The organism is Bradyrhizobium sp. 26S5, from assembly GCF_036923295.1.
In the GTDB taxonomy this organism is placed as follows: Bacteria; Pseudomonadota; Alphaproteobacteria; order Rhizobiales; family Xanthobacteraceae; genus Bradyrhizobium; species Bradyrhizobium septentrionale.
Genome location: NZ_CP145948.1, coordinates 4,214,502 through 4,241,085, shown reverse-complemented (window position 1 = coordinate 4,241,085; position 26,584 = coordinate 4,214,502). Strand labels below are relative to the sequence as shown.

25 protein-coding genes are annotated in these 26,584 nt (G+C 63.5%); 17 read left to right on the top strand and 8 right to left on the bottom strand.

Annotated features, from left to right (window positions below; all coding sequences use genetic code 11):
• Positions 1 to 3: 3 nt before the first annotated feature.
• The 3 genes from V5279_RS19375 to V5279_RS19365 form a co-directional block, all read right to left on the bottom strand.
• Positions 4 to 1,467: a M20/M25/M40 family metallo-hydrolase gene (locus V5279_RS19375; RefSeq protein WP_338700039.1), complete on the bottom strand. Its 1,464-nt coding sequence runs from the start codon at positions 1,465 to 1,467 to the stop codon at positions 4 to 6.
• Between the two features lie 69 nt (positions 1,468 to 1,536).
• On the bottom strand, positions 1,537 to 2,715 hold the full coding sequence (locus V5279_RS19370) for an MFS transporter (RefSeq protein WP_338700037.1): 1,179 nt from the start codon (positions 2,713 to 2,715) through the stop codon (positions 1,537 to 1,539).
• The gene (locus V5279_RS19365) at positions 2,712 to 3,269 is read right to left on the bottom strand and encodes an N-acetyltransferase family protein (protein WP_338700035.1); all 558 of its coding nucleotides are present in this window, start codon (positions 3,267 to 3,269) and stop codon (positions 2,712 to 2,714) included. Before V5279_RS19365 ends, V5279_RS19370 begins: the two co-directional genes overlap by 4 nt.
• 99 nt (positions 3,270 to 3,368) lie before the next feature.
• Between V5279_RS19365 and V5279_RS19360 the strand changes: the two genes are divergently transcribed.
• Positions 3,369 to 4,271, top strand: coding sequence for a LysR family transcriptional regulator (locus tag V5279_RS19360; protein ID WP_338700034.1), 903 nt, complete (start codon positions 3,369 to 3,371; stop codon positions 4,269 to 4,271).
• A gap of 34 nt (positions 4,272 to 4,305) precedes the next feature.
• Here V5279_RS19360 and V5279_RS19355 read toward each other — a convergent pair whose 3' ends face one another.
• Positions 4,306 to 5,103 (bottom strand): DUF899 domain-containing protein, encoded by a 798-nt coding sequence (locus tag V5279_RS19355; protein ID WP_338701288.1) that lies wholly within the window; start codon positions 5,101 to 5,103, stop codon positions 4,306 to 4,308.
• Between the two features lie 215 nt (positions 5,104 to 5,318).
• Between V5279_RS19355 and V5279_RS19350 the strand changes: the two genes are divergently transcribed.
• The 5 genes from V5279_RS19350 to V5279_RS19330 all read left to right on the top strand — a co-directional run bounded on the left by V5279_RS19350 (position 5,319) and on the right by V5279_RS19330 (position 8,736).
• A complete protein-coding gene (locus tag V5279_RS19350; protein ID WP_338700033.1) occupies positions 5,319 to 5,825 on the top strand; it encodes a MarR family winged helix-turn-helix transcriptional regulator in 507 nt (168 codons plus the stop codon).
• A complete protein-coding gene (locus V5279_RS19345; RefSeq protein WP_338700032.1) occupies positions 5,822 to 6,682 on the top strand; it encodes a DMT family transporter in 861 nt (286 codons plus the stop codon). Before V5279_RS19350 ends, V5279_RS19345 begins: the two co-directional genes overlap by 4 nt.
• 80 nt (positions 6,683 to 6,762) lie before the next feature.
• A complete protein-coding gene (locus tag V5279_RS19340) occupies positions 6,763 to 7,230 on the top strand; it encodes a carboxymuconolactone decarboxylase family protein (RefSeq protein WP_338700031.1) in 468 nt (155 codons plus the stop codon).
• Positions 7,231 to 7,308: 78 nt separating this feature from the next.
• Positions 7,309 to 8,181, top strand: coding sequence for a bifunctional helix-turn-helix transcriptional regulator/GNAT family N-acetyltransferase (locus V5279_RS19335; RefSeq protein ID WP_338700029.1), 873 nt, complete (start codon positions 7,309 to 7,311; stop codon positions 8,179 to 8,181).
• A 57-nt stretch (positions 8,182 to 8,238) separates the two neighbouring features.
• Positions 8,239 to 8,736, top strand: a complete 498-nt coding sequence (locus tag V5279_RS19330) for a peptide deformylase (RefSeq protein ID WP_338700027.1) — start codon at positions 8,239 to 8,241, stop codon at positions 8,734 to 8,736.
• 141 nt (positions 8,737 to 8,877) lie between these two features.
• On the opposite strand, the gene V5279_RS19325 is transcribed toward V5279_RS19330, so the two are convergent.
• A complete protein-coding gene (locus V5279_RS19325; RefSeq protein WP_338700025.1) occupies positions 8,878 to 9,348 on the bottom strand; it encodes a VOC family protein in 471 nt (156 codons plus the stop codon).
• 1,114 nt (positions 9,349 to 10,462) lie between these two features.
• Positions 10,463 to 11,377: a LysR family transcriptional regulator gene (locus V5279_RS19320; RefSeq protein ID WP_338700023.1), complete on the bottom strand. Its 915-nt coding sequence runs from the start codon at positions 11,375 to 11,377 to the stop codon at positions 10,463 to 10,465.
• A gap of 117 nt (positions 11,378 to 11,494) precedes the next feature.
• On the opposite strand from V5279_RS19320, the gene V5279_RS19315 reads away from it, so the two are divergent.
• From V5279_RS19315 to V5279_RS19285, 7 genes are all read left to right on the top strand, one after another.
• Complete coding sequence (locus tag V5279_RS19315; protein ID WP_338700021.1) at positions 11,495 to 12,238, top strand: glucose 1-dehydrogenase; 744 nt, start codon at positions 11,495 to 11,497, stop codon at positions 12,236 to 12,238.
• 54 nt (positions 12,239 to 12,292) lie between these two features.
• Positions 12,293 to 12,688, top strand: coding sequence for a DUF427 domain-containing protein (locus tag V5279_RS19310; RefSeq protein ID WP_338700019.1), 396 nt, complete (start codon positions 12,293 to 12,295; stop codon positions 12,686 to 12,688).
• A 27-nt stretch (positions 12,689 to 12,715) separates the two neighbouring features.
• Positions 12,716 to 13,672 (top strand): alpha/beta hydrolase, encoded by a 957-nt coding sequence (locus V5279_RS19305; RefSeq protein WP_338700017.1) that lies wholly within the window; start codon positions 12,716 to 12,718, stop codon positions 13,670 to 13,672.
• A gap of 334 nt (positions 13,673 to 14,006) precedes the next feature.
• A complete protein-coding gene (locus V5279_RS19300; RefSeq protein WP_338700015.1) occupies positions 14,007 to 16,295 on the top strand; it encodes a calcium-binding protein in 2,289 nt (762 codons plus the stop codon).
• A gap of 294 nt (positions 16,296 to 16,589) precedes the next feature.
• The gene (locus V5279_RS19295; protein WP_166296486.1) at positions 16,590 to 16,826 is read left to right on the top strand and encodes a hypothetical protein; all 237 of its coding nucleotides are present in this window, start codon (positions 16,590 to 16,592) and stop codon (positions 16,824 to 16,826) included.
• A gap of 1,370 nt (positions 16,827 to 18,196) precedes the next feature.
• Positions 18,197 to 19,114, top strand: a complete 918-nt coding sequence (locus V5279_RS19290) for an L-dopachrome tautomerase-related protein (protein ID WP_338700012.1) — start codon at positions 18,197 to 18,199, stop codon at positions 19,112 to 19,114.
• Positions 19,063 to 19,317, top strand: a complete 255-nt coding sequence (locus V5279_RS19285) for a hypothetical protein (protein ID WP_338700010.1) — start codon at positions 19,063 to 19,065, stop codon at positions 19,315 to 19,317. Before V5279_RS19290 ends, V5279_RS19285 begins: the two co-directional genes overlap by 52 nt.
• 2 nt (positions 19,318 to 19,319) lie before the next feature.
• Here the strand turns inward: V5279_RS19285 and V5279_RS19280 are convergent, their stop codons facing one another.
• A complete protein-coding gene (locus V5279_RS19280) occupies positions 19,320 to 20,201 on the bottom strand; it encodes a LysR substrate-binding domain-containing protein (RefSeq protein ID WP_085402272.1) in 882 nt (293 codons plus the stop codon).
• Between the two features lie 75 nt (positions 20,202 to 20,276).
• Between V5279_RS19280 and V5279_RS19275 the strand changes: the two genes are divergently transcribed.
• Positions 20,277 to 21,329, top strand: a complete 1,053-nt coding sequence (locus tag V5279_RS19275) for an AraC family transcriptional regulator (protein ID WP_085402271.1) — start codon at positions 20,277 to 20,279, stop codon at positions 21,327 to 21,329.
• 36 nt (positions 21,330 to 21,365) lie between these two features.
• Here the strand turns inward: V5279_RS19275 and V5279_RS19270 are convergent, their stop codons facing one another.
• Positions 21,366 to 22,052 carry a nuclear transport factor 2 family protein gene (locus tag V5279_RS19270; RefSeq protein WP_144030788.1) on the bottom strand — a complete coding sequence of 229 codons (687 nt, stop codon included), beginning with the start codon at positions 22,050 to 22,052 and terminating at the stop codon, positions 21,366 to 21,368.
• Between the two features lie 338 nt (positions 22,053 to 22,390).
• On the opposite strand from V5279_RS19270, the gene V5279_RS19265 reads away from it, so the two are divergent.
• The 3 genes from V5279_RS19265 to mdlC all read left to right on the top strand — a co-directional run bounded on the left by V5279_RS19265 (position 22,391) and on the right by mdlC (position 26,584).
• A complete protein-coding gene (locus V5279_RS19265) occupies positions 22,391 to 23,488 on the top strand; it encodes an enolase C-terminal domain-like protein (RefSeq protein WP_338699999.1) in 1,098 nt (365 codons plus the stop codon).
• A 67-nt stretch (positions 23,489 to 23,555) separates the two neighbouring features.
• On the top strand, positions 23,556 to 24,959 hold the full coding sequence (locus V5279_RS19260; protein ID WP_338699997.1) for an NAD-dependent succinate-semialdehyde dehydrogenase: 1,404 nt from the start codon (positions 23,556 to 23,558) through the stop codon (positions 24,957 to 24,959).
• 29 nt (positions 24,960 to 24,988) lie between these two features.
• Complete coding sequence (gene mdlC, locus V5279_RS19255; protein WP_085402268.1) at positions 24,989 to 26,584, top strand: benzoylformate decarboxylase; 1,596 nt, start codon at positions 24,989 to 24,991, stop codon at positions 26,582 to 26,584.

Genomic DNA, 26,584 nt, shown 5'->3' with positions numbered 1-26,584 from the left:
CCCCTATTTCTTCGCGACGTCGCGAAGCGTGTTGTAAATCCACTCCGAACCCTGCTTGACGGCCTCGACGCCGATCCTTTCGTCGTTGCCATGCATCCGGCCCAGGATGTCGTCGTCGAGCGGATAGGGATAGATGCCGTAGACCGGCACGCCGCGCTCGCGCCAAGCGGTGGCGTCAGTCCCCGCCTCGAACATCGTCGGCACCAGGACGGCGTCCTTCCAGGTCAGCTTGGCGTTGCGCTCCAGCGCAGCGTAAAGCTCGGTATCGACCGGCGACGCCGGGATCCTGCTCCGCATCAGATAGGCGTCCCGCGCATCCTGCTGCGTGAGCGCCGTGACGATGCTGACCTCGATGCCGGGATCGCGGATCACGCGTTTGATTTCCTCGACCATCTGATCCGTCGTGGTGCCCGGCAGCAGCCGCGTGTTGACCACCGCCTTGGCGTCGCCGGGGATGACGTTGGGCTTGATGCCGGCGTCGATCATCGTGATCACCATGGTGTCGCGCAGCAGTGCGTGCAGCAGCAGGCTGTCCTTGGGATTGTCGGCAACCAGCTTCTTGCCGGCCGCGTCGAGCTCGCCCTGATCCTTCGCGGCCAGGAGCTGCCTGATATCGGCGGCCGTCTGCTCCGAACTGATCGGAAGCAGCGCCTTGAAATAGGCCTGGGTCGCCGGCACCAGCTTGACCAAGGGATCATGCACCGCAAGCTTGGCCAGCGCCGCGATCAGGCGATCGTTGGCCATCGCACCCGCCGGGAACGGCCGCGAGGAATGGCCCGAGGGGCCGGTCGCCTTCAACGCGAATGTCACCGAACTTTTCTCTGCGGTCGTGACGTTGATCTGGCGCACCGTGCCGTCGCGCGCTTGCAGGACGTAGCCGCCTTCGTTGAGCGCGAATTCCGCGTCGATCTTGTCCCAATGGTTCTTCGCCAGCCACACCGTGCTGTACTGCCCCTGCTCTTCGTCGGCCTCGGCCAGGAAGATCACGTCGCGCGAAAGCGGCGTCTTCTCCTCCGCTAGCCGCATCACCGCGCGGGCGAAGACGGCCAGCCCGCCCTTGAAGTCCATCGCGCCGCGCCCGTAGATGAAACCATCCTTCTCGACGCCGGCGAACGGCTCCACGGTCCATTTCTCGCGCTCGACCGGAACGACGTCGGCATGCGCCGCCAGCAGCACCGGCTTCCGCGAACCATCGCCACGCAGACGCGCGACGAAATGCGCCGCCTTGCCGTTCGGGGCGACGAAGATATCGACCTCGGCGCCGAGCGGCGTGAATTGGGATTTCAGATATTCGGCGAGCGCCCGCGTGTCGCCCGGCCCGTTCGACGTGTCGAAGGAGATCAGCTTCTTGAGCAGCGCAACCGTCCGCTCGCCCTGCGATTGGGCCAGCGCGCGACCGGCTCCGGCGCAGGTCAGCACAACGGCAAGGGCCAGCGCAGTGAGACGGGTCTTGGCCGACGACACCATGTTCTTGTTCCCCTTATCTGGTTTCGAAGCAGGATATCGTGCGGTGCTGACAACAGGGAGTCCTCGAGCTCAGGGCGTTCTGGGGAACATCACCTTCAGCAGGGCGGCCGCAAGCAACGTCATCGCGGCAAGGCCGGTGGACAGATAGAGCGCACTCGCATCGCCGAGCCGGTCGATCACGATCGCATAGGCCAGCGGCGCCGCCGCCGGCAGGATGAAGCTCGGAACAATCAGCCGGCCGACCAACGTGCCATAGCTGCGATGATCGAACAGGATCAGCGGCAGCGTTCCCCTCGTAATCGTCAGAATGCCGTTGCAGGCGCCGTACAGCAGCGCGAAGGCGATCCCCATCTCCTTCGACGACCCGCTGAACAGGCCGGCGATGAAGGAGAGCGGCATGATCAGGCAGGCGGCCAGGTTGAGCGCGAGCGGATCGATCCGTCCGCCGAACAGCACTTCGCAGAGACGCGCGGCGGATTGCCCAATTCCCCGGAACGTTGCGATCCACACCGCCATGGTGACGGTGAGCCCGAGGCCGGAGAGCACCGCGATCATGTGCGCGGACATCCCGGCATTCAGGAAATTCGCGCCGGTCATGATCACGGCGTAGAGCCCGCCTGCCGCCGCAAGCTGCCGCCGGCCGACCGCGCGCGGCTGCTTGGGCACCACCGAACTGGAGCCCGGCACGCCGGCAAACCGCTGGTTCGGGATCAGCAGATGCAGCGGGATCGTCGACAGCGCAAAGCCCGCATAGGCCAACACCGCGATGCGCCAGCCGAAGTATTCCGAGAGCGTATGGCCGAGCGGCCAGAATACCGTTGCCGCCAGGCCACCGAGCAGGGTGATGCCGGACATCGCGCGGCGCGCCTCTGGTCCGCCGATCCGGGCCAGCGCCGCGAACGCGGCATCGTATAGCGTCAGCCGCATGCCGAGGCCAAGGATGATCCAGGATACGAAATAGCTGCTGATCTGATGCGAGGCCGCGAGACCGGCGCAGCCGAGCGCGTTGATCACGGCGCCCGCGACCATGACCTCGCGGCCGCCGCGGCCGTCCACCCAACGGCCCGCGAGCGGTGACGTCACGCCCATCACCAACAGCGCAGCGGCAAATCCGCCGTAGACGATGTCGCGGCTCCAGCCGAGATCTGAAACGATCTGCTCGCCGAAGCCGCCGATCAGGTAGTACGTTGCCCCCCACGATATCAGTTGGGCAAGCCCGAGGGCAGCCACGACCCGGCGTTCGATCACCGGGCCGTCTCCCGCTCCGAGGGAAGCGTGGCAGCGCCCGGCCCAAGTGGCCGCTGCATCAGCACGGTGTCGACCCATTGGCCGAGCTTGAAGCCGACCGAGGTCAGGGTGCCCACCGGCTGAAAGCCCAAGCGACGGTGCAGCGCGATCGATCCGGCGTTGCCGCTGTTGCCGATCACCGCCAGCATCTGCCGCCAGGGTCCTGCTTCTGCGCGCGCGATCAGTGTTTCGAGCAAAGCAGCGCCGATGCGGCGCCCGCGCAGGCCTTCCGATACATAGACCGAATCCTCGATCGTATGGCGATAGGCGGGCCGCGGCCGATACGATGTCGCATAGGAATAGCCGGCCACCCGGCCGTCAACGACAGCCACGAGATACGGCAGCCCAGCCGCCAGCACGGCGTTCCGGCGGCTGCGCACCTCGTCCACCGTCGGCGGCACTTCCTCGAAGGTCGCCAGTCCGTTGAGCACGTGATGGGCGTAGATGCCCTGCACGTCAGCCATGTCTCCGTCCGCAGCGTCGCGGACCACGACGCCGTTGCTGCCTACCGCCATTCCGTCTCTCACCCAGGCCGTCAATGTTGCTCGAGCATGCGTCCTGGCGTTATATAAGTGAAGCTTCGACAGCTTATGCGACGCATAAGAGATACTTTGATGAAGAGCCTCAACCTCGACTATCTCGAGAGCTTCGCCGTGGTGATCGATTGCGGCAGCTTCTCCGCGGCGGCCGAACGGCTGCAGCTGACGCAGCCCGCGGTGAGCCTGCAGGTGCGCCAGCTCGAGCGCAGCCTGAATGCAACCCTGATCGAGCGCGTCGGACGGCGGGCCCGACCGACCGCCGCCGGCGTCGCCTTGCTGTCGCATGCGCAGCAGATCAACGCGGCCGTGACGTCGGCGGTCGACGCCGTCGCGCAGCAGACGACGGGAACGGCAGGCCGGGTGCGGCTCGGCACGGGCGCGACCGCCTGCATCTTCCTGCTGCCGCCGATCCTGAAGGAGCTGCGCGCCGCACTGCCCTCGCTCGAGATCACGGTCACCACGGGCAACACGGCGGAGATCGCCAGAGCCGTCGAGGACAACACGATCGACATCGCACTGGTCACGCTGCCGGTGTCGGGGCGAAGTTTTGAGATCACCCCTGTCATGAACGACGAGTTCGTGCTGATCGCGCCCCGCGACATGCAACTGCCGGCGCGGATCACGCCCGAGGTGCTGGCGACCAGGCCGGTCCTGCTGTTCGAGCCCGGCGGCAACACGCGACGCACCGCGGACGAGTGGCTGGCGCGCGGCGGCGTGTCGTTGAAACCGCTGATGTCACTCGGCAGCGTCGAGGCGATCAAGGAGATGGTGCGCGCCGGGCTTGGCTGCGCGGTGCTGCCCGGCATGGCCGTCCCCGCCAGGACCGGACAGCGCGACCTCGTCGTGCGGTCGCTGTCGCCAAAGCTGTACCGCCGGCTCGCCGTCGTCATCCGCCGCGACAAACGCCTTGACCGCGGGCTCCGGCAGACGTTGTCGGCGCTGAAGACGCTGTCGGCCGCAAGGAACAACTGCCGCTAGGGAGGACGCTGCGCGCCCTCCCTGCCCCACCCCGTCAAGTGGCCTTGCGCTCCTGCTCCGCGATCTCACGGAACGCGGCCTCGCCGGCATCGGTGACTGCCGCCCATTTTGCATTCGGCGTCGCCTCGGCATCGTAATTGTCGTGCCAGTTCCACCATTTGTAGGTCGGGCCCTGCGGATAGCCCTTCGGCGAATCCTCCCAGAGCTCCTGGCGGCCGAACGGCGTGATGTCGAGATAGCTCCAGACCGTCCCCATCGATTCGTCACCGCGGCTGTTGACGAGATAGGTGCGGAAGATCCGCGCGCCGTCGTGAATGAAGACGTTGTGGCCGTGCCACTCGGCGACGCCGAAGTCGGCATCGAAACTGTCGGTGATGGTGTACCACGGCATCTCCCACTCCATCCGCGCCTTCAGCCGCGCGATATCGGCCTGCGGCGCGCGCGAGGCGTAGGCGAGCGTGGTGTCGCGCTGGTTCAGATGGGAGAGATGGCTGACCTGATCGGCGCCGAGCGAGCAACCGCGACAGCCGTGATCGGGCCAACCGAACACGCCGGGCTCGAAGAAGGCGCGGTAGACGATCAGCTGCCGGCGGCCCTCGAACAGATCGAGCAGGCTGACCTTGCCGTTCGGTCCCTCGAAGACATACGGCTTCTCGACCGCCATCCAAGGCATCCGCCGCCGCTCGGCGGCGAGTGCGTCGCGCGCCCGCACCTGCGCCTTCTCCTTCACCAGCATCTGCAGGCGCGCCGCCTCCCACGCCTCCTGCGACACCACCGGCGGCGTCTGCATCGCCGCCAGTCCGCCGCGATCGTTTTCCGCTGATTTGCTCATCATGATCTCCATCTCCGATTTGGACGAACTCGGGGGCCTCGGCGCAGTTCCACGTCCGCGGCCGTTCGTCATTGGCCATGCCCCAATCTGGCGCGGCGGCAGCGACGGGTGGGAGTGACAAGTGTGTCGGGATTTTCCCGCATGCCCCTCGATGCCTGACCTTATCTTTGCGATATGCTTGCACTCTGCAATTACCTGTGCGAGCCTCTCCACCCATGAAACAGACCGCCCCAGCTTCCGATGATGGCCTCAAGCTCAGCGCCTGGCTGCCTTACCGCCTGTTCCTGGTCGCCGCGCAGGTCGTCCGCCCGCTCGAGAGTTTTTACGGCGAGACATTCGGACTGAGCCAGGCCGGCTGGCGCATCCTCGCCGTCATCGCCGAACGGAATGCCGCCAATGCCTCCGAGATCGGCCGCGCCTGCGCGCTCGATCCGTTCGCGGTTAGCCGCGGCATCGGCCAGCTGGTCGAGCTCGGCTTCGCGCTGCGCCGCCCCGGCAAGACCGATCGCCGCTTCGCCGCGGTCAGCATCACCCCCAGCGGCCGGGCCGCCTTCAACCGGATCGCCGCGCTCGGCAGCGCGATCGAGGCGCGGCTGCTGGCGCGCCTCTCTGAGGGCGAGCGAACGACGCTGGATTCCGCCCTCACCAGGCTTGAGGGAGAAAGCGCACGGATCGACGCCGGCGGCTGGCACACGCTACTTGACAACGCCGGCGCGCCATGACCGCCGCACTGTTCGCGCTCACCGCACTGCTGTGGGGCGGCGGCGCGCTGGCAACCGCGATGCAGGCCGGCGTGACGCCGGCGCCGTGGTCGGTCGCACTGCGCATGGTGCTGGCGGGCCTCATCCTGCTCGGCTACGGCCGGCTGCGCGGCGTGCCGCTGGCGATCCCGCGAAAAGATCGTCCGGCCGTCGCGCTGCAGGGCCTGCTGTTCTTCGCCATTGCCTTCATCGCCTTCTATGAAGCGACCGCGCGGATGCCGAGCGGGCTTGCGGCGCTGGTGCTGTCGACATCGTCGCTGTTCGCCGCCGTGATCGCGCGCGCTGCGCTCGGCGTCCCGATCTCCTCCGGCTTCGTGTGGGGAGCGCTGTGCGGCATCCTCGGCCTCGCCATCATCTTCCTGCCCGGCGCCGCCACGCATGGCGCCGCGCCGCTTGCAGGTTTCGCCTGGGCGCTCACCGCGGCGGTCGCGACCGGCGCCGGGACCACCGTCGGTGCGCGCAACCAGCGCGCCGGACTTCCCGTCGTCTCCGTGCTCGCCTGGGGCGCATTCGTCGGCGCGGCCGCGAGCGCGCTTTGGGCCACAGCGACCGGCACGCCGTTTGCGGCCGACATTTCCCTTTCTTATCTCACAAGCTTCCTCTATCTCGCGATCGCCGCGTCCTGCATCACTTTCATGCTGTATTTCGAGCTGGTGCGCCGGCTCGGTCCCGGCCGCGCCGCCTACACACTCGCGCTGGTGCCGCTGGTTGCCCTCGTGCTGTCCGCGCTGTTCGAGCACCTTGCGCTGGGCTGGCCGGTGCTCGCCGGCGCTGCCGCGATCCTGGCCGGCAATGTGCTGGTGCTGTCGCGGAACTAGATTCCAGAAAAATCTCGCCATCATGTCACGTTGGCCGTCCCCCGTTCGTCTTGATGTCGGACAACACCGAGGACCCCAGCATGACTGTCAGACTTGATCCCCTCGCCGCCGCCCCAAAAATCATGAAGATCTGGTTCGAGGCCTCCGTCGCGATCGCGGCCAGCCTCGAGCCGCGGCTCGCCGAGCTCATCAAGATCCGCGCCTCCCAGATCAATGGCTGCGCCAATTGCATCAATTTGCATGCGACGTTCGCCCGCGACGAGGGCGAGACCGAGCAGCGCATTTATCTGTTGTCGGCCTGGCGCGAGGCGCCCTGCTACACCGACCGCGAGCGCGCCGCGCTCGGCTGGACCGAGGCGCTGACGCGGCTCTGCGAGCAGCACACCCATGTCGCCGCCTACGAGACGCTGAAGGCGCATTTCACGGCGGAAGAGCAGGTCAGGGTGACCTTGCTGATCAACATCGTCAACGGCTGGAACCGGATCGCGGTCGGCTTCGGCGGCTTTATCGATCCGCAAGCCGTCAAGGCCAGAATAGCCGCCGCGTGACCGCGGACGCGGCATGAAGGGACGCAGCGGAATAGCGGGCGATTGACGCAGAGACGATATCTGACTAAAGTCAGATATATGCTCGACCCTGTTTCCCGCGTCCGCCGCTTCAACCGTGCCGTCACATCCGCCGTCGGCGCGCTCGACACCTCGTTTCTCGGGCGCGGCCGGCCGCTCGGCGCCGCGCGCGTGCTCAACGCGATCGGGCATGGACGCACGGACGTGGGCGAGATCAGGGATTATCTCGGGCTCGATTCCGGCCTGATGAGCCGTCTGTTGCGCAGCCTCGAGGACGAGGGGCTGATCGAGACCACGGCGCATGGCGACGACGCGCGCCGCCGCATCGCCAAGCTGACGCCGGCGGGCAAGCGCGAGTTCAACGCCTATGAGGCGATCTCCAACCGGCAGGCAAAGGACTTCCTCGCCCACCACACGCAACGCGAGGCGCTGCTGGCGGCGATGGACATGATCGCCTCGGCACTGGGGCGCGACGGCACCGCTCTGCAAGAGATGGACCCGCGCAGCGAGGAAGCACGCTACTGCCTCGGCGAATATTACGCCGAGCTCGGGCGACGCTTCAAACAGGGGTTTGACGTCAAGCTGTCGCGCGATCCTGATGCCAAGGACATGGTGCGTCCGCGCGGCAGCTTCATCGTGGCGATGTCGGACGGCCTGCCGCTCGGCTGCGTCGGACTGAAGGGCAGCAGCGGCGAATTCGCGGAGATCAAGCGGCTCTGGGTCGCGCCGGCCGCGCGCGGGCTCGGCCTCGGCCGCCGCCTGATGGACGCGGCCGAGCGCGCCGCGCGCGAGCTTGGCGTCGCGGTGCTGCGGCTCGACACCAACAGCGCACTGGCGGAAGCCGGTCAGCTCTATCGCCGGAGCGGCTGGACCGAGATCCCGCGCTTCAACGACGACCCCTACCCCGACCTGTTCTTCGAAAAGCGTCTCTGAGCAGCGCCTTTGCAAGCGCGTGTTGTCCGGCGCCGCGCGCTGGCCTAAGACGCTGGCATGACCATCCGCCCCATCGTCCGCTATCCCGATCCGCGGCTTGCGCTCACCGCGCTGCCGGTGAGCCTGTTCGACGACGCGCTGCGCGAGCTGGCAGCCGACCTGCTCGAGACCATGCACGCCGCGCCCGGCATCGGCATCACCGCGCCGCATATCGGCGTGGCGCTGCGGGTCGTGGTGCTCGAGCTCGACGCCAGCGAGGGCCCGCGCACCTATGTCAATCCGGAGATCATCTGGGCGTCGGGCGAGATGATCCTGCACAAGGAGGGCAGCGTCTCGATGCCCGGCGTCAATGACGAGGTCGAACGGCACGCGCGCCTCCGGATCCGCTATCAGGACACCGACGGCAACATGCACACCGAGGAGTCGGACGGCCTGCGCGCAGTGTGCCACCAGCACGAGATCGATCAGCTCGACGGCGTGTTCTGGATCAGGCGGCTGTCCCGCCTGAAACGGGAGCGGCTGATCAAGCGGTTCGAGAAGCTGTCGCGCGGTTAGTCGGGAATCGTAGGGCGGGTTAGCCAACGGGTCCGCGCGAAGCGCGGCCCGATGACAGGCTTCGCGTAACCCGCCATATGGACCAAAACCCAACAGCATGGTGGATTACGCTTCGCCAGTCCACCCTACGCCTCTACGCATTCACACCGCCGCCCGCTCGATCGCGGCGATGTCGATCTTGGTCATCGTCATCATCGCCTCCATCGCGCGCTTTCCTGCGGCGCGGTCCGCTCCGTTGACGAGCGCGAGCAACCGTCGCGGCGTGATCTGCCAGGCAAAGCCCCAGCGATCCCGGCACCAGCCGCACGGCAATTCCTTGCCGCCACCTGTGGTGATCGCATTCCAGTAGCGATCGGTCTCGTCCTGGCTGTCGGTCAGCACCATGAAGCTCACCGCCTCGTTCGGCGTGTAGTTGGAGCCGCCGTTCAGCCCGACGAAGCGGCGGCCAAGCAACGTAAACTCCACGGTCAGCTCGTCGCCCTGCCCGATACCCGGTATCGGCGATGGGTGGCCCGCATCGACATGGCTGTCGGGGAAAGTCGCGGCGTAAAACTCCGCCGCTTCGCGCGCCCGGCCCTGGTCGAACCAAAGGCATGTGACGAGATCGGTCATTTGCAGTCTCCTGGTTTGTGCACAGGACGATTGGCGAAGACGCCAGCCGACATCACGGCAACAGACTGATGAAAATAATTTGCAGGATGGCGTTTGTCGCAGCACCGCCTCTACAGCACCACCGTCGTCCTGGCCTAGTGCGCAATTGCGCACGGGAGCCAGGACCCATAACCACCGAATTTGATCATGAACGAGATCATGGCCCCAGCGTCGCATAACAATTGCCATTTGGCGTAATGGGTCCTGGCTTCCGCCAGGACGACGATGAGGATGGTTCTCGATTCAAGTTGTCGCACCACGCGGTGTCATCACCCGCGCATGCGGGTGATCCAGTATTCCAGAGACGCCCGTGCTTGAGCCGAGAGGCCGCGGCGTGCTGGATCGCCCGGTCCCGTCTCCGCCAAGGCTTCGACGAGGCCACGAATCCCTGGCACGCCGAAGCTTTAGCGAAGGCGGCGAGCCGGGCGATGACAGCTGAGGATGGGGACGTACTTTCGCATTCTCGCGACATGAATTGCCCGAGCTTTGCTCTTCGTTCCGCCCTCTCTCTTGCAGAGGGCGCAGGGAAGACCGGGTGCCGATCGCACCCATGGGCCCCGTGCAAAAGGTAGAAAGCACGGGGGTAGGACCACAGGTGTAACCGGAAACATCCCGGCCTTCCCTGCGCGATGGTTGTGCGGCTTACTTCGTGCTCTCCCCGGCGAGACTGGGCTTGTTTGTCACCGCCCCCGCATCGCGCCTTCGCGTGTTGCGACGAGACACCTGCCGCTAGGGCGTCAGGACCACACGACTTCACCGTCCGCCTCATGCGCACTCGTCAGTTGCGCAATCCGCGTCCACCGCATCCCACACCGCGCTCGTGACGATCGCGAAACGCCCCTCGATCGGGTGGGACGCACAGATTGAACATCTGAGTTGGGTCAAACGCCAAGCGGAATATTTTCTTATCGCGGGATTGACAGGTTTTGCTGAGTTGCCCGTCGGGGTGATTTGTCGCAGGCCAGGGAGCGGGATTTGATTTGCGCCATCCGACGCAAATCAATCGCGTAACGGAGCGCGTTGCGCGGACCCTCAGATCTCGCGACACTCATCCCGACGTTTGTTACCCCGCAACTTATACAGCTGCCCTTGCTTCGCCTTCGACGGCGGGGATGAGGTTCGCGGCGAGAAAGTCGACAAACACGCGGAGCTTGGGAGCGAGATGCCGGTTCGACGGCCATAGGACCCGCAGCGGCCCCGAGCGGTCAGTGTAGTCGTCGAGCACCGTGACGAGGAGGCCCTCACGAAGTTGCCTGCTGATGGCGAAGTCCGGCAGGTAGGCGATACCCATGCCCTGTTCGGCCATGAAGATGATTGGCTCGAGCGTACTTGCCACGGCCGTTCTGGGCAGCTCCCTCTCGACGCCGGCATGCTCGGGCCGCAGCGGCCAGCGCTCGAACTTTCCGCTGGTCGGAAACTTGTGGTGCAGACAGGCATGAGCCTTGAGGTCGTCCGGGGTCAGAGGAACACCCCTCGCCGCCAGGTAGGCCGGGGCCGCCACCAGTCGCCGGCGATAGATGCCCAAAGCCCGGGACATCAGACGCGAGTCACCGGAATCGGCGAAGCGTACCACCGCGTCGAAGCCCTCCTCGATCACATCGACCACCCGATCGCTGAAATCGAGATCCAGCAGGATCTCTGGATAGGCCCGCATGAACGCAACGAGAGTTGGCATCAGCAGAATGCCGGCCAATGGCAGGCCGACACGCAGTGTGCCGCGCGGCACGTCCTTCGTCTGCGATAGTTCGAGCTCGGCCGCTTCGATTTCAGAGAAGATGCGCCGGCAGCGTTCGAGAAACAGGGCGCCCTCCACGGTCAGCGTGATGCTGCGCGTGCTGCGATGAAAGAGACGCACGCCGAGTCGTTCCTCCATCCGCGCCACCGCCTTGCCGATCGCCGACGACGACACGCCGAGTTGCCGTCCCGCAACCGTGAAGCTTCGGGCTTCCGCGGCCTGAACGAAGGCATGTAGCGATCCCAGACTGTCCATCCACCGAAGCTCCATTGCGGACAACCAAGTCCGATATGTTTGGAACTACAGCCCATTTTTCAAGCCTGCGGGGGAGCCCATCTTCGGTCCAACGCAACGCAATGAAGGATTGGATCCATGAGCAACCCCGTCGTCTTGATCACAGGTGGACTTACCGGCATCGGGCGTGCCGCAGCCATCGCTTTCGCCAGGAAGGGCGCCAAAGTCGTCGTTGCCGGCCGGCGCGACGAGGCCGGCAAGGCGTTGGCGAGCGAGCTGCGTGACCTCGGTGCGGAGGCCGAGTTCATCAACGCCGATGTTCGCAAGGAAGATGACGTCCGCTCCCTCGTCGACAAGACCGTCGCGCGGTTCGGCCGGCTGGATGTTGCGGTCAACAACGCCGGCACCGAAGGCCGACCCGGCCCGATCACGGACCAGACCGCGGAAAGCTATGCCGCGACGTTCGACACCAATGTCCTCGGCGTGATCCTGAGCATGAAGCACGAAGCGCGCGTCATGCAGGGACAACGCAGCGGTACTATCATCAACATCTCCTCGACCTATGGGCACGAGGGCGCGGCGGGGGCCTCGATCTACGTCGGCAGCAAGCACGCCGTCGAAGGCATCACCAAGTCGGTGGCGCTCGAGCTCGCGAAATCCGGAATCCGCGTGAACGCGGTGGCGCCCGGCCCGACGGACACCGGCATGCTGACCCGCTTCACCGGCACGCCGGACAACAAGGCGGCTCTGGTGACGACCGTTCCGATGGCTCGCCTTGGCCTCTCGGAGGAGCTTGCCAACGCGATCGTCTTCATCGCGTCGGACGAAGCGTCATACATCACCGGCCATGTCCTCAATGTCGATGGTGGCAAGAGCCACTAACTCCGGTCCGGGCGCGAAGGGTCGCGTCGCGCTGAACGATCCAAAGGATAAATCATGCAACAGATCAAAGATGCGCCCGCCGGGCCGATCAAGGTTCCGGGGCCGGATCATCCAATCACGATCGAGCGCAATCCCCATCAGGTTGTGATCTCGATGGCGGGCCGCATCATTGCCCGCACGCGGGACGCATTGACGCTCCGTGAGGCCGCCTATCCGGCCGTCCACTATGTTCCGCGCAAGGACGTCGATATGGCGCTCCTTCAGCGGACGGATCACTCCACCTACTGTCCCTATAAAGGCGATTGCGCCTATTTCAGCATTCCGCTCGGCGGCGAGCGTTCGACCAATGCCGTCTGGACGTATGAGGCGCCCTACCCGGCGGTGGTATCCATCAAGGACCACCTGGCCTTCTACCCCGATCGCGTCGACGCGATCGAAGAACGCCCCTGAGATCGGGCAACAATCGAGGCTCAGATCATGGTGATCCACACCCGTCCAGAAATGATTCATCCGCGCCAAGACATAACTCACACCCACCAGACCGTGCCAACACAATTCGTTGAGGCCGACGGCATCCGTTTCGCCTATCGCCGTTTTGGCAAGACAGGCAGCGTGCCGCTGGTCTTCAACCAGCATTTCCGCGGGACCATGGATTACTGGGATCCAGCCGTCACCGACGGCCTGGCCAGGAACCGCGAGGTCATTCTTTTCAATAACGCGGGTGTTTCCAGCAGTTCGGGGCAGGTCCCGACGAGCTTTCAGGAGATGGGGGCAAACGCCATCGCCTTCATCAAGGCTCTCGGACTTGCCAAGGTCGACGTGCTCGGTTTTTCCATCGGCGGCATGGTCGCTCAGGAAATCGCCGTGCAGGCTTCCGATCTCGTTCGCCGGCTCATTCTTGTCGGCACCGGGCCGCGCGGCGCCGATATGTCAACGAGCAAATCCGCAGAGATCTTCGGCGGCACCTACGATCCACCCGAGCACCTCTGGCTTGCGGTTCACTTTTCGCCGTCCGCTTCGAGCCGGGCCGCTGGCCTTGCCTTTCTGAAACGCAAGCTTCTCCGTCTGGATCGCGACCCCGAGGTGAGCGAAGAAGCCGCGGCGGCGCAGCGCGAAGCGATCGGCAAATATATCGCGCCGGCCGAGAGCGTCTTCGACTATCTGAGGGATATCCGTCAGCCAACCCTGATCGTGCAGGGCAGCAACGATGTCATCATCCCCACGGTGAACTCTTATGTCCTGCAGCAGAAACTAGCGAACGCGCAACTGATCCTCTACCCGGATGCAAATCACGGATCGTTCTACCAGTACCCGGAACTCTTCGTATCACACGCCGACCAGTTCCTCAGATCGGGACTGCAGGGCGACGATACGAATCTGCGGCCATCCGAACGGCTGCCGTTCCCCTCCATCGTCTCGACCAAAGGAATTTAGCCCGCTCACGGCAAACACCGCACTCGGGTGCGCACGACAGCCGCGCCAACGAGTGGGACTACTGCACGGGAGGTCAGAGAAACCGGACGTGTACGCGAGACGGCGGACTGGCAACGCCGTCTCTGCGGCAAGGTACACCCTGCCCTGTCCCCGTCGATCCCTCCACGAGCCGCGCATCATTCGCGACGCCGAGCACCCCAACCCGCGCGTCATTCACCACGCTTTGGATATTCGAATGTTACCACTGGACTTAATCGCGACAATTTGACACACCGAACTATATTCCTGAAGAATCTCGGCTTTTTCGAACTTTGACATACTGCGGGGGCAGATTATGGCGACCTGGACAGCCTTTTCCGGGACTGCGAACGCGTCCTGGGCATTCGACGGCCTCGGCAGCATCGACTCGGTGCACTCCACCTCGACCCGGCTGATTTTCAACAACGGCGACGGCACGCTTACGTATCTGAACGGAACCGGCCTGACCGTTTCGAACGACCCGACATGGACGACGCTGACCTCCGTCGATCATGTTGCGGCGGACGGCACCACGGTACTCGAAAGCATCACCAACATCACGCTCGGATACCAGGCCGGACATTTCTTCACCGGCATCCTCGCAGGTAACGACAGCATCGTCGGCTCGTCCGGGGTCGATCATATCTGGGGCCACGCGGGCGACGACACCATCACCGGCGGCGGCGGTGCGGATTTTCTGAACGGCGGCGGCGGCAACGACGTCTTCATCCTCGCGGCGGGTGACTTTGCGGCGGGCGAGCAGATCGGCGATAACGGCGCGGGCATCATCGATCTCGAGAATGCCGGGAGCGTCGACTTCAGCACCGGCGGGTTTTCCGGAATCAGCACCGTCAAGTTCGACAGCGGCGTCTCGAGCGCCACCTTCGACTCCGGGCAAGGGGTGCAGGCCGGTTACCTCCAGATCAATACCTTCATCGGCAGTGCGCAGGCCGACTCCGTCACTTTCAAGAATGCCTCCAGCGATTTCTCGCATCTGACCTTCACGTCGTGGACCCCCGGCGTCGATACGATCAACATCATCACCGGCAACGGCAATTTTGGTTCACTGGTCGGAACCAATCAAAACGACACCATTACCCTGAATGGCGCGGGTAACGTTCAGGGCGGCGCCGGCGACGACACCTTCATCTATAACGCCTCCAGCGCTGGCGGAGACCTCGACGGCGGCGCCGGCAACGACACGATCGAACTCGAATCCGCCAACATCACCTATGGCGATGGCCGCCTCACCAATGTCGAACGCCTGGTGTTCCTGAGCGGCAACTCCACCATCACCTTTATGGGCAATACGCAGGTCACGGCGGTTCCGACTATCGTCGGCAGCGCCGGTATCGACAAGATCGTCATCAACAGCAGCCAGGTCGATCTGTCGGGCGTGTCCTTCCAGTCATGGACCGCGGGGGTCGACAGCATCACGATCAACGTCAGTTTTGTCGCCACTCCCGTGATTGGATCGAGCCAGGCCGACATCATCAACGGCAGCGCCGGTGCGGATTCGATCAGCGCCGGCGACGGCAATGACACTATTACCGGTGGCAATGGTAACGACACTATCGACGGCGGCGCTGGAGATGACACCGCGGTGTTCTCCGGCAATCGAAGCAGCTACACGATCAGCAAATCGGGCGGCCAGATCCTGGTGTCGGGCACCAATGTCGTGACGCTGACCAACGTCGAACATCTGCAGTTTGCGGATATGACGGTGAACGTCAGCGACCTGCCGATTAACAGCACCGGGACCGCCGGTAACGATTTGATGTATGGCGGCAGCGGCAACGATACGCTGAGCGGCCTTGCCGGCAACGACGTTCTGGTCAGCCTCGCCGGCGACGACGTCAACTATGGCGGCGACGGCAACGATTACATCTATGCGGGCGCCGGCAATGACGTGCTGTTCGGCGGCAATGGCCTGGACGTGCTCCTCGGCGAAGCCGGTAACGACAGCATCTACGGCGGCGCCGGTTTCAACTATCTGTTTGGCGGTGACGGCAACGACATTCTGGTCGGATCGGGCGGCACGGCAGGCTCCGACGTCAACGTCATGTATGGTGGCAACGGTGGCGATGACCTCTACGGCGGCCTGGGGACGAATTACTTCTACGGCGGCGCCGGCGTCGACACCATGTTCGGCGGCTCCGGTCTCAACATCTTCATCTCCTCAGGCGAGACCGACGGCAACTATATCTACGGCGGTTCGGGCCAGAACTATGTCTACGGCTCCAATGGCGGCGACACCGTCACCGGCGGCAGCGGCGTCGACGTGTTCCTGATGGGGAGCGGCGCAGACGTCATCAGCGGCGGCGGCGGGATCGACTATGCCTGGGGCGGCGGCGGCTCGGACACATTCATGATCAACGACACGACGTTGGGGTCTATGGTGATCCAGGACTTCAACGCAGGTGGCGTCAATGACGTCGTGAACTTCGCCGGCACATCGCTGCATTCGTTTGCCGACGTGCAGGCCGCGGAGTTCTATGTGCCTGGCACCAACACCACGATCATCACCGATGCCGCCGGCAGCGCGGCCTGGCTGGTCGGATGGGCGCCGGGGCAACTGGACGCGAGCATGTTCAGGCTCACATAGCTCGCGGCGGCGGGTGAGCGATCGCGTAGCCCGCCTTCACGCGCTTCGCGCGAAGACGTGATGGATTACGTTTCGTTCATCCAGGATGCGGACGATGGCCAGCAAACCAATGATGGTTGCCGCTTTGAGCCGCGCACGGAACTCCGTCTCTCAAATACAGCGGCGACCGATCGCGTGACTCACGCAGCGTTGAGCCGGCGTGAGCAAGGATTGCGTTCAAATGCGCCCTCTCCGTGCACATCTATCTGACGAGGCCAGACTCCTTGGCCCATAAAACCAAAACGGAGAAACTCAATGACCAACGTCAAACTGTTGTCGGCTGCTTTCATCGCGGTTGCCATGATCGCGTCACCGGCGATGGCGCGTGAGACCCACGCCGTTTCCCGGCATGTCGCGGAGGCCGGTGTCGCCGCGCGCAACGAGCCCGTCTATGTTGACGGCCGCGCCTGCATTCCGGCGCCGCGCGTCGGTGCATTTGCCACTGCACCCTGGACCGGCGACAACGTCCCTTGCGAGCCGGGTCCGTATTGATCTCGCCGCGCGCATCGATCGGTCGAGCTGGCCTCAGCTGTTCAACCGGCGCGATGCGCCACCGCGACGTATAACGAAATGCCGGGACAGTCGGGCTGATGGCACTGCCAGAGCTCGATTGTCTCGGGAGAAGGCAGCAGCAGAGGAAGCGGCACGGCCGCTGTTCAACCGCCGACGCACCTCACTCCCACTCAATCATTTAGGACGACATTTCGTCGTTGATCTACAAGCACAAATCTTCAAGTCTGACGGACAAATCCCGACGGTATACCCGCCGTATTTTTTCGGTCTTGAATTCACAGAATAATTTGTGCCGCTCGGAATACTGGCGATTCCGCTATCTATTGGAGTCAATCGACTGAATAGCTCCGCACTCTTAGCGGACATCGCCACCGCTCGTACTGACACAGCGTAGCTTCATATACCGTCAGCGATGAGGAAAACGCTGGTTTCGTCGCCCGATCGTTCCCTACACCGCCCAAGGGGCCCAACGACCTTCAGCCTTGCCCATGAGGCGCCGGCTATCGAGGTGTGTGGGGCCGTGCTCCTTGAGTCAGTTTGCGACCGAGGACTTATCGATCAGCCGGTTCAACGCATTCGTGACGATGTCGCGGCTGGGACAGCAAGATCGGAGATCTGGGCCTCGCATGCGGATCGGTTTGAAACGCCCCGCGTTGTAGACTGACACTTTCTCACCGCGACACGTCAGTCGGTCCAGTCCATCATGGCCAAGTTTGCGCTAGCTCCAGCAATTGATGTCCGATTGGAGCCAAATCATCGCAAGGTTCGTACCAAGACATAAAGAAGACCGTCTTGCACCCTGCCCAATGAGCCCAACATTCAAATCGTGAAGCCTGCTCAAGATGCTTGGGCTTTGCGTGCTATGCGCAGTCCGTCCTACGACTTGCGTGGTGAACTAATCTAGTAGACAAGCAGTGAGGCGGAGAGAGTGGGAGTCGAACTCGCGATTTTCGACCATCCGCTTCGAGCAACTAAGAGTACTCGTTAGCACGCACCGGCCTCCTCCCCTCTCCGACACATGCGCCACAAGCCTGCTCACGCTGGCTGTGGTGAGATTTTTCTTGAGCTCCCGGTGCACACGTCGCCCACACACCGCCTTCGACTGAGCTTCCCTCGGGGCCACTCCGGCCTCAGAACGGGTTATCGAATATACACATTTTAGCTTCGATTCGCGCTAAATTGCGTCCCTTAACTTGCCTCGAGTTCTATCGAGCCATTTAGTGTCGAGCTTCGTCAACCAGACGCTACGCTTGACGCTGCTCCCGACGGCAAGCGCTACAGCGCCTCGGGCATGAACTGCCGCAAGATCGTGATCGATACCACCCAGACCTAAGGAAGGGATGGGACCTATGAACCGCAGGCGCATGCTTCAGGCATCCACCGCCGCTGCATTGGCGGGAACTTCACTCGCGACAGGAATGCAGGCGCAGACCTCCGATGACATGCAACGACCTGACGGACTCATAGTTGCCGCCGAGACTAGGCGTATGATCTGGAACGCGGTTGCGGTTGATGGCGATCGCGTCTTTGTCGCCGGACCGCGCTGGGCCGGCGCCAACGGCCCCGCCGTCGCACTGATTGATGGCAAGGACGGCTTGATCTCTTATCCCGACGCGTCATGGAACGCGTGGCAGCCCGGCGCCGACGTGACCAACACCTTCGTCAACGTGAATGCGATCCATCGCGACAACCACGGTGGCCTGTGGATCATCGACACGGGCTCACCCAGCTTTGGCGGCGATCCATTGCCCGGTGCTGCCAAGGCGGTGCGTATCGATCTCGCCACTAATCGCGTCGAGCGGATTTATCCCTTCGGACCTCCAGCCGCTCTTCCCGGCAGCTATATCGACGACATCCGCTTCCATGGCGACCATGCCTATTTCACGGATGCCGGGCGCGCCGGGCTGATCGTGCTCGACTTACGCAACGGAGAAACACGTCGGGTGCTCGACGGCGCCCCCTCGGTCACGGCGCCTACCGACCGACCGATCGTGATCGACGGCGAGATCGTCCGCGCGCCGGACGGCTTCCCACTGCGGGTCAACAGCGACCCGCTCGAGGTCAGCCCCGATGGACGCTATCTCTATTTTGGCAGTCTGCATGGGCCCTGGTCTCGGTCGAGACACGGCTGCTCGACGATCCCGGTGTTCCCGCAACCGAACTCGCGCGTAAGGTGGAAGCTTGGGCGGATCTTCCGCCAGTCGGCGGAACGGCGATGGCATCGGACGGAACGCTCTATTTCACCGAATTGGCAAGCGATGCGCTGAAGAAGCGCTCGCCAGACGGCACGATCACAACCATCATCCGGGATTCACGCCTGCACTGGTGCGACGCACCTGCTCTCGCGGACGGCTTCATCTGGCTGCCCGTACCGCAGATCGACCGTGTGTCGCTCTTCAACAGCGGCACCTCCCGGATCGCGTGGCCTATCCGTCTGTACCGGTACGGGCTGGATGCTCAGGCAAAGTGAAGCTAAGCCACAAGCGCTAGCGCACCCATTCCGGCGAGAGTCTCGGTAAGGAAGGAGACCAGCGGACGCACCAGGTCGGCTTCCGCCGTCTCCTCCCCAAGCAGCACGATTTCAGTCATCGGCAATGCCGGCCAGGAGTCCGGCGTCGGCACAACTTGCAGGCCATCCCGAACGAATGACCGCCCAAGTATTGTGATGCCCAGGCCGCCGGCGGCGGCCGCCTGCACCCCCATCAAGCTACGCGCCGTGCAGGATGCTATCCATGGCTGTCGAACCGAATCCAGGGTGCGCGCCATTAACTCTCGATAGGTGCAGGGCGGCTTCAGCAGGACCAACTCCGTCGGCTTACTAAAGTCCGGCTGATAATCAGCCGCAGCGAGCCAAACGAGCGGCTCTCGCCAGATCACGCGTCCTCGCTGGGCTGTACCATCCTTCTTCGCGATCACCACATCGAGGCCACCAGCATCGTACACATCGAGGAGATCGCAGCTCAGCCCCGTCATGAGTTCAAGCTGCACTTCAGGATAGAGACGCCGAAACCGTGCAAGCAACGCCGCCAACTGGCGCGGAATGAAATCCTCGGAGATACCGAGGCGAAGTGAGCCGACAGTTGCCGGTTCGCGCATGCTGCGGACGGTGAGATCGTTCAGTTCGAGCATCTGCCGCGCGGTGACCAGCAACCGCTCTCCGTCCCGTGTCAGGCTCAGGGAGCGGCTCGTCCGTTCGAAGAGCTTGCACCCAACAAGGTCCTCAAGCCTGCCGACCTTCTGACTTACCGCGGATTGCGATCGGCCGACGACACCAGAGGCTGCCGTGAAACCGCCGGATTCGGCCACAGCCACGAAGGCACGGAGAAGTTCAATTTCCAGGTCGGGATAGCGCATTGGCCGCCCATTTGATTATCCAATAGATGCAATCATAACTATGCGCTTGCCTTATTCCTGCAAGTCCCCACATTTGTGGCGCTGCTGCTGACAAAGATTTTCATGACCATGGCCCAACACCCACTTGATCATTTGCGCATCGATTCGATGCTGACTGACCCGCTGGCAGACACCCTCAGCGCGTTCACGGTCGTCGGCACCGAGCTTGTGCGCTTTGAAAGCAGCGTTCCCTTTGAAACGCGCTTCGATGCGGACGAACGCTTCACGTTCGGCGTCGTGATCACGGGCAGCCACAACATATGGCTGGACGGAGAAACGGCGCCAGTTCGCCTGACAGCCGGCGACTGCTTTTTGCTGACCGGCGCACGCGCTGGCCGCGCCTTCAACGTCGAAGGCGGTCGAGAGATTTACTGCTCGGACTATAGCGGCGGTTCGGGCGGCGTTATGCGCGTCGGAACCGGATCGATGAATGACGTTGTCGTCGCCGGACGTCTCACTCTCGACAAGGAAGGCGCCGCCTGGCTCAGGGAAGCGCTGCCGCCGGTTATTCGTCTCGCCGCCGAGGCTGCCGCAGCGAAGCCGACCGGTTCAATCATCGAACTGCTGAGGTCTGAAAGCGAAGCCGATGCTCCGGGTAGGCGCCTGATCACGAGCCGTCTGGCGGATGTGCTCCTCGTGCAGACGATCCGCACTCATCTCGCGGACAATCCCGAAGCAACCAACTGGCTTGCGGCACTCACCGACCGGCAGCTCGGTCGCGCCATACAGAAATTTCACGCCGATCCCGCGGCTGATTGGACAGTGGCATCGCTGGCAAAGGCGGCGGGAATGTCGCGTTCATCCTTCGCCGAGCGATTTCGCCGCCGAGTGGGACTCTCACCTCTCGACTACGTCACGCGCTGGCGGATGCACAAGGTGCGGCGAGAATTGCTGGCCACGAGCTTGCCCTTTGCCACCGTCGCCTATCGGAATGGCTACGCCTCCCGCACCTCCTGCAGCCATGCTTTCAAGCAGGTCTTCGGCTACTCGCCCAGCGAACTTCGTGCTGAACAGAAACTCACGCTTTCGCAAGCGGACGGTGCACGGCCGCCGCTGTCAGAGCCAAGCGACGATTCATTTTCGCTGTAGGCGTCAACCTTCAGTAACCAATTGAAGGTTGAGCCGCTAGGTACCCGACAGATTGCGCAAGATGATCAACTGGGCGATCTTGTCGCGGTGCATTGAGAAGTAGAATACCAGAACAAGAGGTTCTGGAAGGCCGCGCCTGTCAAAATTTCCGTCGACATGCGCCGTCAGAATGCAATGTCCGTAGTGGTCAACGTTACTGACCACGTGGATGGCAAGCTGTTCGCCGACAACGTCACGAATCACCCATTCGCGAATTGCTTCCTTTCCCCAGTGATCGCAAAGCTGGTCATTCACCAGCGCGTCATCGACGAATGTGTCCAGCAGCAGCTCCAGGTTTCCGGAATTCGTCGCACGCACGAATGTATCCACTGGGAGCGGAAGCGCCGAAAGTTGATGGAGTTCGATCAACGCCCGTCGGATCCGTTCATCCTCCAAGTGAAAGATCCAATCGAAGGCGATGCTTTCTCCGAGTTCGCCGCGTCTAACCAGCACAGTCAAGACGACACCCCCCTTCTCCCGCCGGCAACTGACGGGGCGAATCTGGACAGCTCCACGCCCTAGAAAGTCACGCAGCCAAGCAGCTCTCTCGTCGCCTCGAAGTTCGCGTCCCGCGTCCACGAGAATGCAATCGCTCTCCATCGCCGAGACCATTCGATCAACGTCGGTGACCTGAGCCGCGCGAAGAAACCTGTCGACGCGCGAGGGAAGGCTCCAACCAGACATTGTCCGCCCCATCGGTAGATTCCGCGCCACCAAGCTTCCTCCCTCTCCTTATCGCAGGTGGAAGTCCCACGGTCGCGCTGATCGGTGCAAATCATTGCAAAGCCGCGCATCGACACCGGCCATTCGGCTAAGCACCGCGCGGCTCCGGCATCGGAGAACGCACCAAGCCGCTCCCCCTGCCAACACGAAGATCGCGCCAGACTGACAGCGCTTAGCGTCCCTTTGCGTAGCTTAGCGAGCAGTCGACGCTGCACTCTGCGACATTGCAGGCGAAGAGCTTGGACGCTCGTTTCGGGCGGAACAGGCTCTCCGATAGACATCTGTCAGGAGTTTGCGTGATGACATCTGCACTGTTGATCAAGGATATCCGGACGCGGGCTGTACTCGTGCCATTGCGGCGTCCGGTGATTGCCGGCATCGGGCGGTTCGAGTTGTGGCCACTGGTGCTCGTCGATCTCGAAACCACCGGCGGCATCATTGGGCACAGTTATGTGGCGCCGTACCGCGCGGCGGCCATACCGGTCGTTGTTGCCGCCCTGAGAAATCTGCACGACATGCTGAAGGGCACGCCGGTGGCGCCGTTCGATGCATTCGAGTCCGCAGCCAAGGCCCTGAACGTCGTCGGTTTGGCCGGCATGTCGATGATCGCGGCCTCTGCGGTGGACATGGCGATCTGGGACACGCTGGCGAAAGCGGCCAACCAGCCGTTGGTCAGGTTTCTCGGCGGCACTCCCGGTCCCGTTCGCAGCTACGACAGCAACGGCCTATGGCGGCATGAAGTGAGTACGCTGGCTGCCGAGGCGCGCGAGCTTCAACGAGAGGGTGGCTTCTCCGCCATGAAGCTGCGGCTCGGCAACGAGCACCTGAAAGACGACGTCGCCGCGATCAACGCAGTCCGCGAGGGTGTCGGCAGAGACATCGATCTGATGGTCGACTTCAATCAGGCCCTCGGCCTCGGCGACGCCATTCGACGTTGTCACGAGCTTGATGAGACCGGCCTCTACTGGTTCGAGGAACCGATCGCGTACGACAACACCCGCGGATATGCCCAGCTTGCCGCCAAAGTGCGCACGCCATTGCAGATGGGCGAGAACTTCTACGGTCCTCGCGACTTCTTCGCTAATCTGAATGCCGGCGCGGTCCATTATGCCATGGCCGACCTGATGCGCATCGGCGGCGTCACCGGCTGGCTGCGCGCAGCGAGCATCGCAGCAGCGACGGGCGTCCAGCTCTCCAATCATCTGTATCCCGAGATTTCTGCCCACCTGCTGCGCGTGACGCCGACGGCGCATTGGCTCGAGTGGGTCGATTGGGCGAACCCGATTCTCGAGGAACCGCTCCAGCCACGTGAAGGCCGCGTTCATGCCCCGGACCGGCCCGGCATCGGCATCAGCTGGAACGAAAAGGCCGTCGCGAAATACGCCGTCAAGGTTTGATGGCGTCTCCCGCAGATCGAGCGAGATCTTCCGATCCACCACCCTTCCGGCGCACGGAGAACGATAAATGGCCTACCAGACAATCAATCCATCCACCGGCGAAGTCATCAAGCGCTTCACGGAAATCTCGGATGCGGACCTTGATGCGACCGTGGCCGAAGCTCAGGCTGCCTTCGAGACCTGGCGCCAGCAACCTGTCAAGCACAGAGCAAAAGTTCTCAACGCCGTCGCGGCCAAGCTGCGCGAGAACGCCGAAGAATATGCGCGATACCTCACCCTCGAAATGGGAAAGTTGATTGCTGAGGCCCGTGGCGAGGTCGCTCTCTCCGCAGCCATCATCGATTACTATGCGGCGCGCGCGGAGGCATACCTGAAGCCGCAGCCGCTGCCAGAGGCACCCGGCTCCATCGTCGAAGCGCGGCCACTTGGCATCATCTTCGGCGTCGAGCCCTGGAACTTTCCCTACTATCAGCTCGCTCGGGTCGCCGGTCCACAGCTGATGGTCGGCAACGTCGTGATGATCAAACATGCGAGCAATGTCCCGCAATCGGCGCTGGCATTCGCGCAGCTGTTTGAAGACGCCGGAGCGCCCAAGGGGCTCTACACCAACCTCTTCGCCAATTTCGAGCAGGTCGCACGGCTCATCGACGATCCGCGCATCCGCGGCGTCACCCTCACCGGCAGCGAACGTGCCGGCGCGATCGTCGCGGAGCGCGCCGGCCGTAACCTCAAGAAATCCGTCATGGAACTCGGCGGTAGCGATCCGCTCATCGTGCTCGAGGACGCTCCTTTCGAGCCGACGCTCGATAATGCGCTCTGGGGCCGCATGAACAACACCGGGCAGAGCTGCGTCGCCGCCAAGCGGATCATCGTGGTCGGGAAGAATCGGGGCGCCGCATTCCTCGAGGGACTCAAGGCGCGCATGGGCGCACTCAAGACCGGCGATCCGTTCGATCCTGACACGACGCTCGGCCCCGTCTGCTCGGAGCAGGCCATGCACCGGCTGCTCGAGCAAATCGAAGCCGCCAGGAACGGCGGCGCTGAGGTCGTTCTCGGAGGCGGCCGGGTAAAGCGGCCCGGCTTCTATGTCGAGGCGACGATCCTGACCAGCATCAGCAGGGACAATCCGATCTTCCGGCAGGAATTGTTCGGGCCGGTGATGAGCTTCTACGTTGTCGACAGCGAGGAAGAGGCGATCGCGCTGGCCAATGCGACGCCGTATGGCCTCGGCGGCTCCGTCTTCACGGCGGACCTGACGCGCGGCCGACGGCTAGCGGCCCGGATCGAAAGCGGCATGGTTTTTGTCAATCATCCGACGTGGACCGCACCGGAACTTCCCTTCGGCGGCGTCAAGAGATCCGGATACGGCCGTGAACTGTCGGAGCTGGGTTTCGGAGAATTCGTCAACCGGCGGCTCATCAACGTCTCTCCCGTCGGGGCGCCACCACCCGGCGTCAACCAGGGCGGCTAATCACAGCGCATCAACCAGGAGATCCCACGATGAAGACGGTCCAAGAAGCATTCTTCGATGTCGCCCGCAAGCTGAAGCTCACCACGATCTTCGGCAACCCCGGATCCACCGAAGAAACTCTGCTGAAGAACTTTCCTTCCGATTTTCGCTACGTGCTCGCGCTGCAGGAAGCGCCCGCCGTTGCGATGGCGGATGCCTATGCCCAGGCGACGGGTGAGGCCGTGCTGGTCAACCTGCACACCGCGGCGGGCATGGGGAATGCGTTGGGCAATATCGAGAGCGCCTGGTACAACCGCGCGCCACTGATCATCACTGCCGGTCAACAGACCCGCGAGATGTTGCTGATCGAGCCATATCTCACCAACGTGCAGCCGCTCGAAATCCCGAAGCCGTTCGTCAAGTGGGCTTATGAGCCTGCCCGTGCGGAAGACGTGCCAGCAGCTCTGATGCGTGCCTACGCCATGGCGGTGCAGCCACCAGCCGGGCCGGTCTTCCTGTCGATCCCGATGGACGATGTCGACAAGCCCTGTCCGCACCCACCGCAAATCCGGACGCTCAGCCGTCGCCTGGGGGCGGATCCACAAAACCTCGCCTCGGTCATCGAAGCGCTTTCCTCCGCCAGGTCGCCCGCGCTCGTGATCGGCGGCGCCGTCGACCAGAGCGGCGGTTGGGATGACGCAGTGCGGCTTGCCGAGAAGCTGCGTTGCGAGGTGTGGGCGGCGCCGGCCGAAGGCCGGCCCGGCTTTCCCGAGACCCATCGACTTTATCAGGGCATGCTGACCAGCGCGATCGGCCCACTCGGGAAACAACTGACAGGCCATGATGTGATCGTCGTGATCGGCGCGCCGGTCTTTCGCTACTATCCCCACGTTCCCGGCGACTACATCCCCGCGGGATCTCGCCTCTTTCACATTACCGATGACCCGGCCGAGGCTGGCCGTGCACCGGTGGGAGAGAGCGTCCTTGCCGATCCTGGACGGGCCTGCGCGGTGTTGGCGGATTATGTCGCACCGCCGGATCGGGCGCCACCACCGGCACGGAGCAAGCTGCCGCAACCGGAGAGCGCGACGAAGATCACGGCCGACTTCCTCTATCATTCGATCAACGAGGCTCGACCGCAGGACAGTGTTCTTGTCCAGGAATCGCTTTCGACCCTGAAGATGCTGCGTCAGCGCCTGCCGACGAGCCGGTCGCGCTCGTTCTTCTCGATGTCGAGCGGAGTTCTTGGTTACGGTCTGCCCGCCGCTGTCGGGGTCGCGCTTGCCGAGCGCGACAAGGGCGGCGACCGCAAGATCGTCTGTATCGTCGGCGACGGAGCCGCCAACTATGTCATCCAGGCCCTCTGGACGGCTGCACAGCACAGGTTGCCGATCCTGTTCGTTATCCCTCGCAACGGCGCCTACAATATTCTGAAGTCGTTCGCGCATCTGCTCGAGACTCCCGGTGTTCCCGGTCTCGATCTGCCAGGTCTTAATTTCGTCTCGCTCGCTGCCGGCTATGGCGTCATCGCCGAGCGGGTATCCGATCCGGCGTTGCTGGCAAGCGCCCTGCGCTGTGGCATGGCGAGCGAAACTCCGCACCTGATCGAAGTGGAGATCGACCCGGCCGTCCCGCCGCTCATCTGA

Bases quoted from the DNA above. Each gene is read 5' to 3' on its own strand.
- V5279_RS19340 (WP_338700031.1), top strand. From the start codon at position 6,763: ATGACTGTCAGACTTGATCCCCTCGCCGCCGCCCCAAAAATCATGAAG.
- V5279_RS19270 (WP_144030788.1), bottom strand. From the start codon at position 22,052: ATGTCTGGTTGGAGCCTTCCCTCGCGCGTCGACAGGTTTCTTCGCGCG.
- V5279_RS19295 (WP_166296486.1), top strand. From the start codon at position 16,590: ATGACCAACGTCAAACTGTTGTCGGCTGCTTTCATCGCGGTTGCCATG.
- V5279_RS19350 (WP_338700033.1), top strand. From the start codon at position 5,319: ATGAAACAGACCGCCCCAGCTTCCGATGATGGCCTCAAGCTCAGCGCC.
- V5279_RS19365 (WP_338700035.1), bottom strand. From the start codon at position 3,269: ATGGCGGTAGGCAGCAACGGCGTCGTGGTCCGCGACGCTGCGGACGGA.
- V5279_RS19345 (WP_338700032.1), top strand. From the start codon at position 5,822: ATGACCGCCGCACTGTTCGCGCTCACCGCACTGCTGTGGGGCGGCGGC.
- V5279_RS19375 (WP_338700039.1), bottom strand. From the start codon at position 1,467: ATGGTGTCGTCGGCCAAGACCCGTCTCACTGCGCTGGCCCTTGCCGTT.
- mdlC (WP_085402268.1), top strand. From the start codon at position 24,989: ATGAAGACGGTCCAAGAAGCATTCTTCGATGTCGCCCGCAAGCTGAAG.
- V5279_RS19280 (WP_085402272.1), bottom strand. From the start codon at position 20,201: ATGCGCTATCCCGACCTGGAAATTGAACTTCTCCGTGCCTTCGTGGCT.
- V5279_RS19330 (WP_338700027.1), top strand. From the start codon at position 8,239: ATGACCATCCGCCCCATCGTCCGCTATCCCGATCCGCGGCTTGCGCTC.
- V5279_RS19305 (WP_338700017.1), top strand. From the start codon at position 12,716: ATGGTGATCCACACCCGTCCAGAAATGATTCATCCGCGCCAAGACATA.
- V5279_RS19300 (WP_338700015.1), top strand. From the start codon at position 14,007: ATGGCGACCTGGACAGCCTTTTCCGGGACTGCGAACGCGTCCTGGGCA.
- V5279_RS19325 (WP_338700025.1), bottom strand. From the start codon at position 9,348: ATGACCGATCTCGTCACATGCCTTTGGTTCGACCAGGGCCGGGCGCGC.
- V5279_RS19290 (WP_338700012.1), top strand. From the start codon at position 18,197: ATGAACCGCAGGCGCATGCTTCAGGCATCCACCGCCGCTGCATTGGCG.
- V5279_RS19285 (WP_338700010.1), top strand. From the start codon at position 19,063: ATGGCATCGGACGGAACGCTCTATTTCACCGAATTGGCAAGCGATGCG.
- V5279_RS19260 (WP_338699997.1), top strand. From the start codon at position 23,556: ATGGCCTACCAGACAATCAATCCATCCACCGGCGAAGTCATCAAGCGC.
- V5279_RS19310 (WP_338700019.1), top strand. From the start codon at position 12,293: ATGCAACAGATCAAAGATGCGCCCGCCGGGCCGATCAAGGTTCCGGGG.
- V5279_RS19360 (WP_338700034.1), top strand. From the start codon at position 3,369: ATGAAGAGCCTCAACCTCGACTATCTCGAGAGCTTCGCCGTGGTGATC.
- V5279_RS19265 (WP_338699999.1), top strand. From the start codon at position 22,391: ATGACATCTGCACTGTTGATCAAGGATATCCGGACGCGGGCTGTACTC.
- V5279_RS19335 (WP_338700029.1), top strand. From the start codon at position 7,309: ATGCTCGACCCTGTTTCCCGCGTCCGCCGCTTCAACCGTGCCGTCACA.
- V5279_RS19320 (WP_338700023.1), bottom strand. From the start codon at position 11,377: ATGGACAGTCTGGGATCGCTACATGCCTTCGTTCAGGCCGCGGAAGCC.
- V5279_RS19315 (WP_338700021.1), top strand. From the start codon at position 11,495: ATGAGCAACCCCGTCGTCTTGATCACAGGTGGACTTACCGGCATCGGG.
- V5279_RS19355 (WP_338701288.1), bottom strand. From the start codon at position 5,103: ATGAGCAAATCAGCGGAAAACGATCGCGGCGGACTGGCGGCGATGCAG.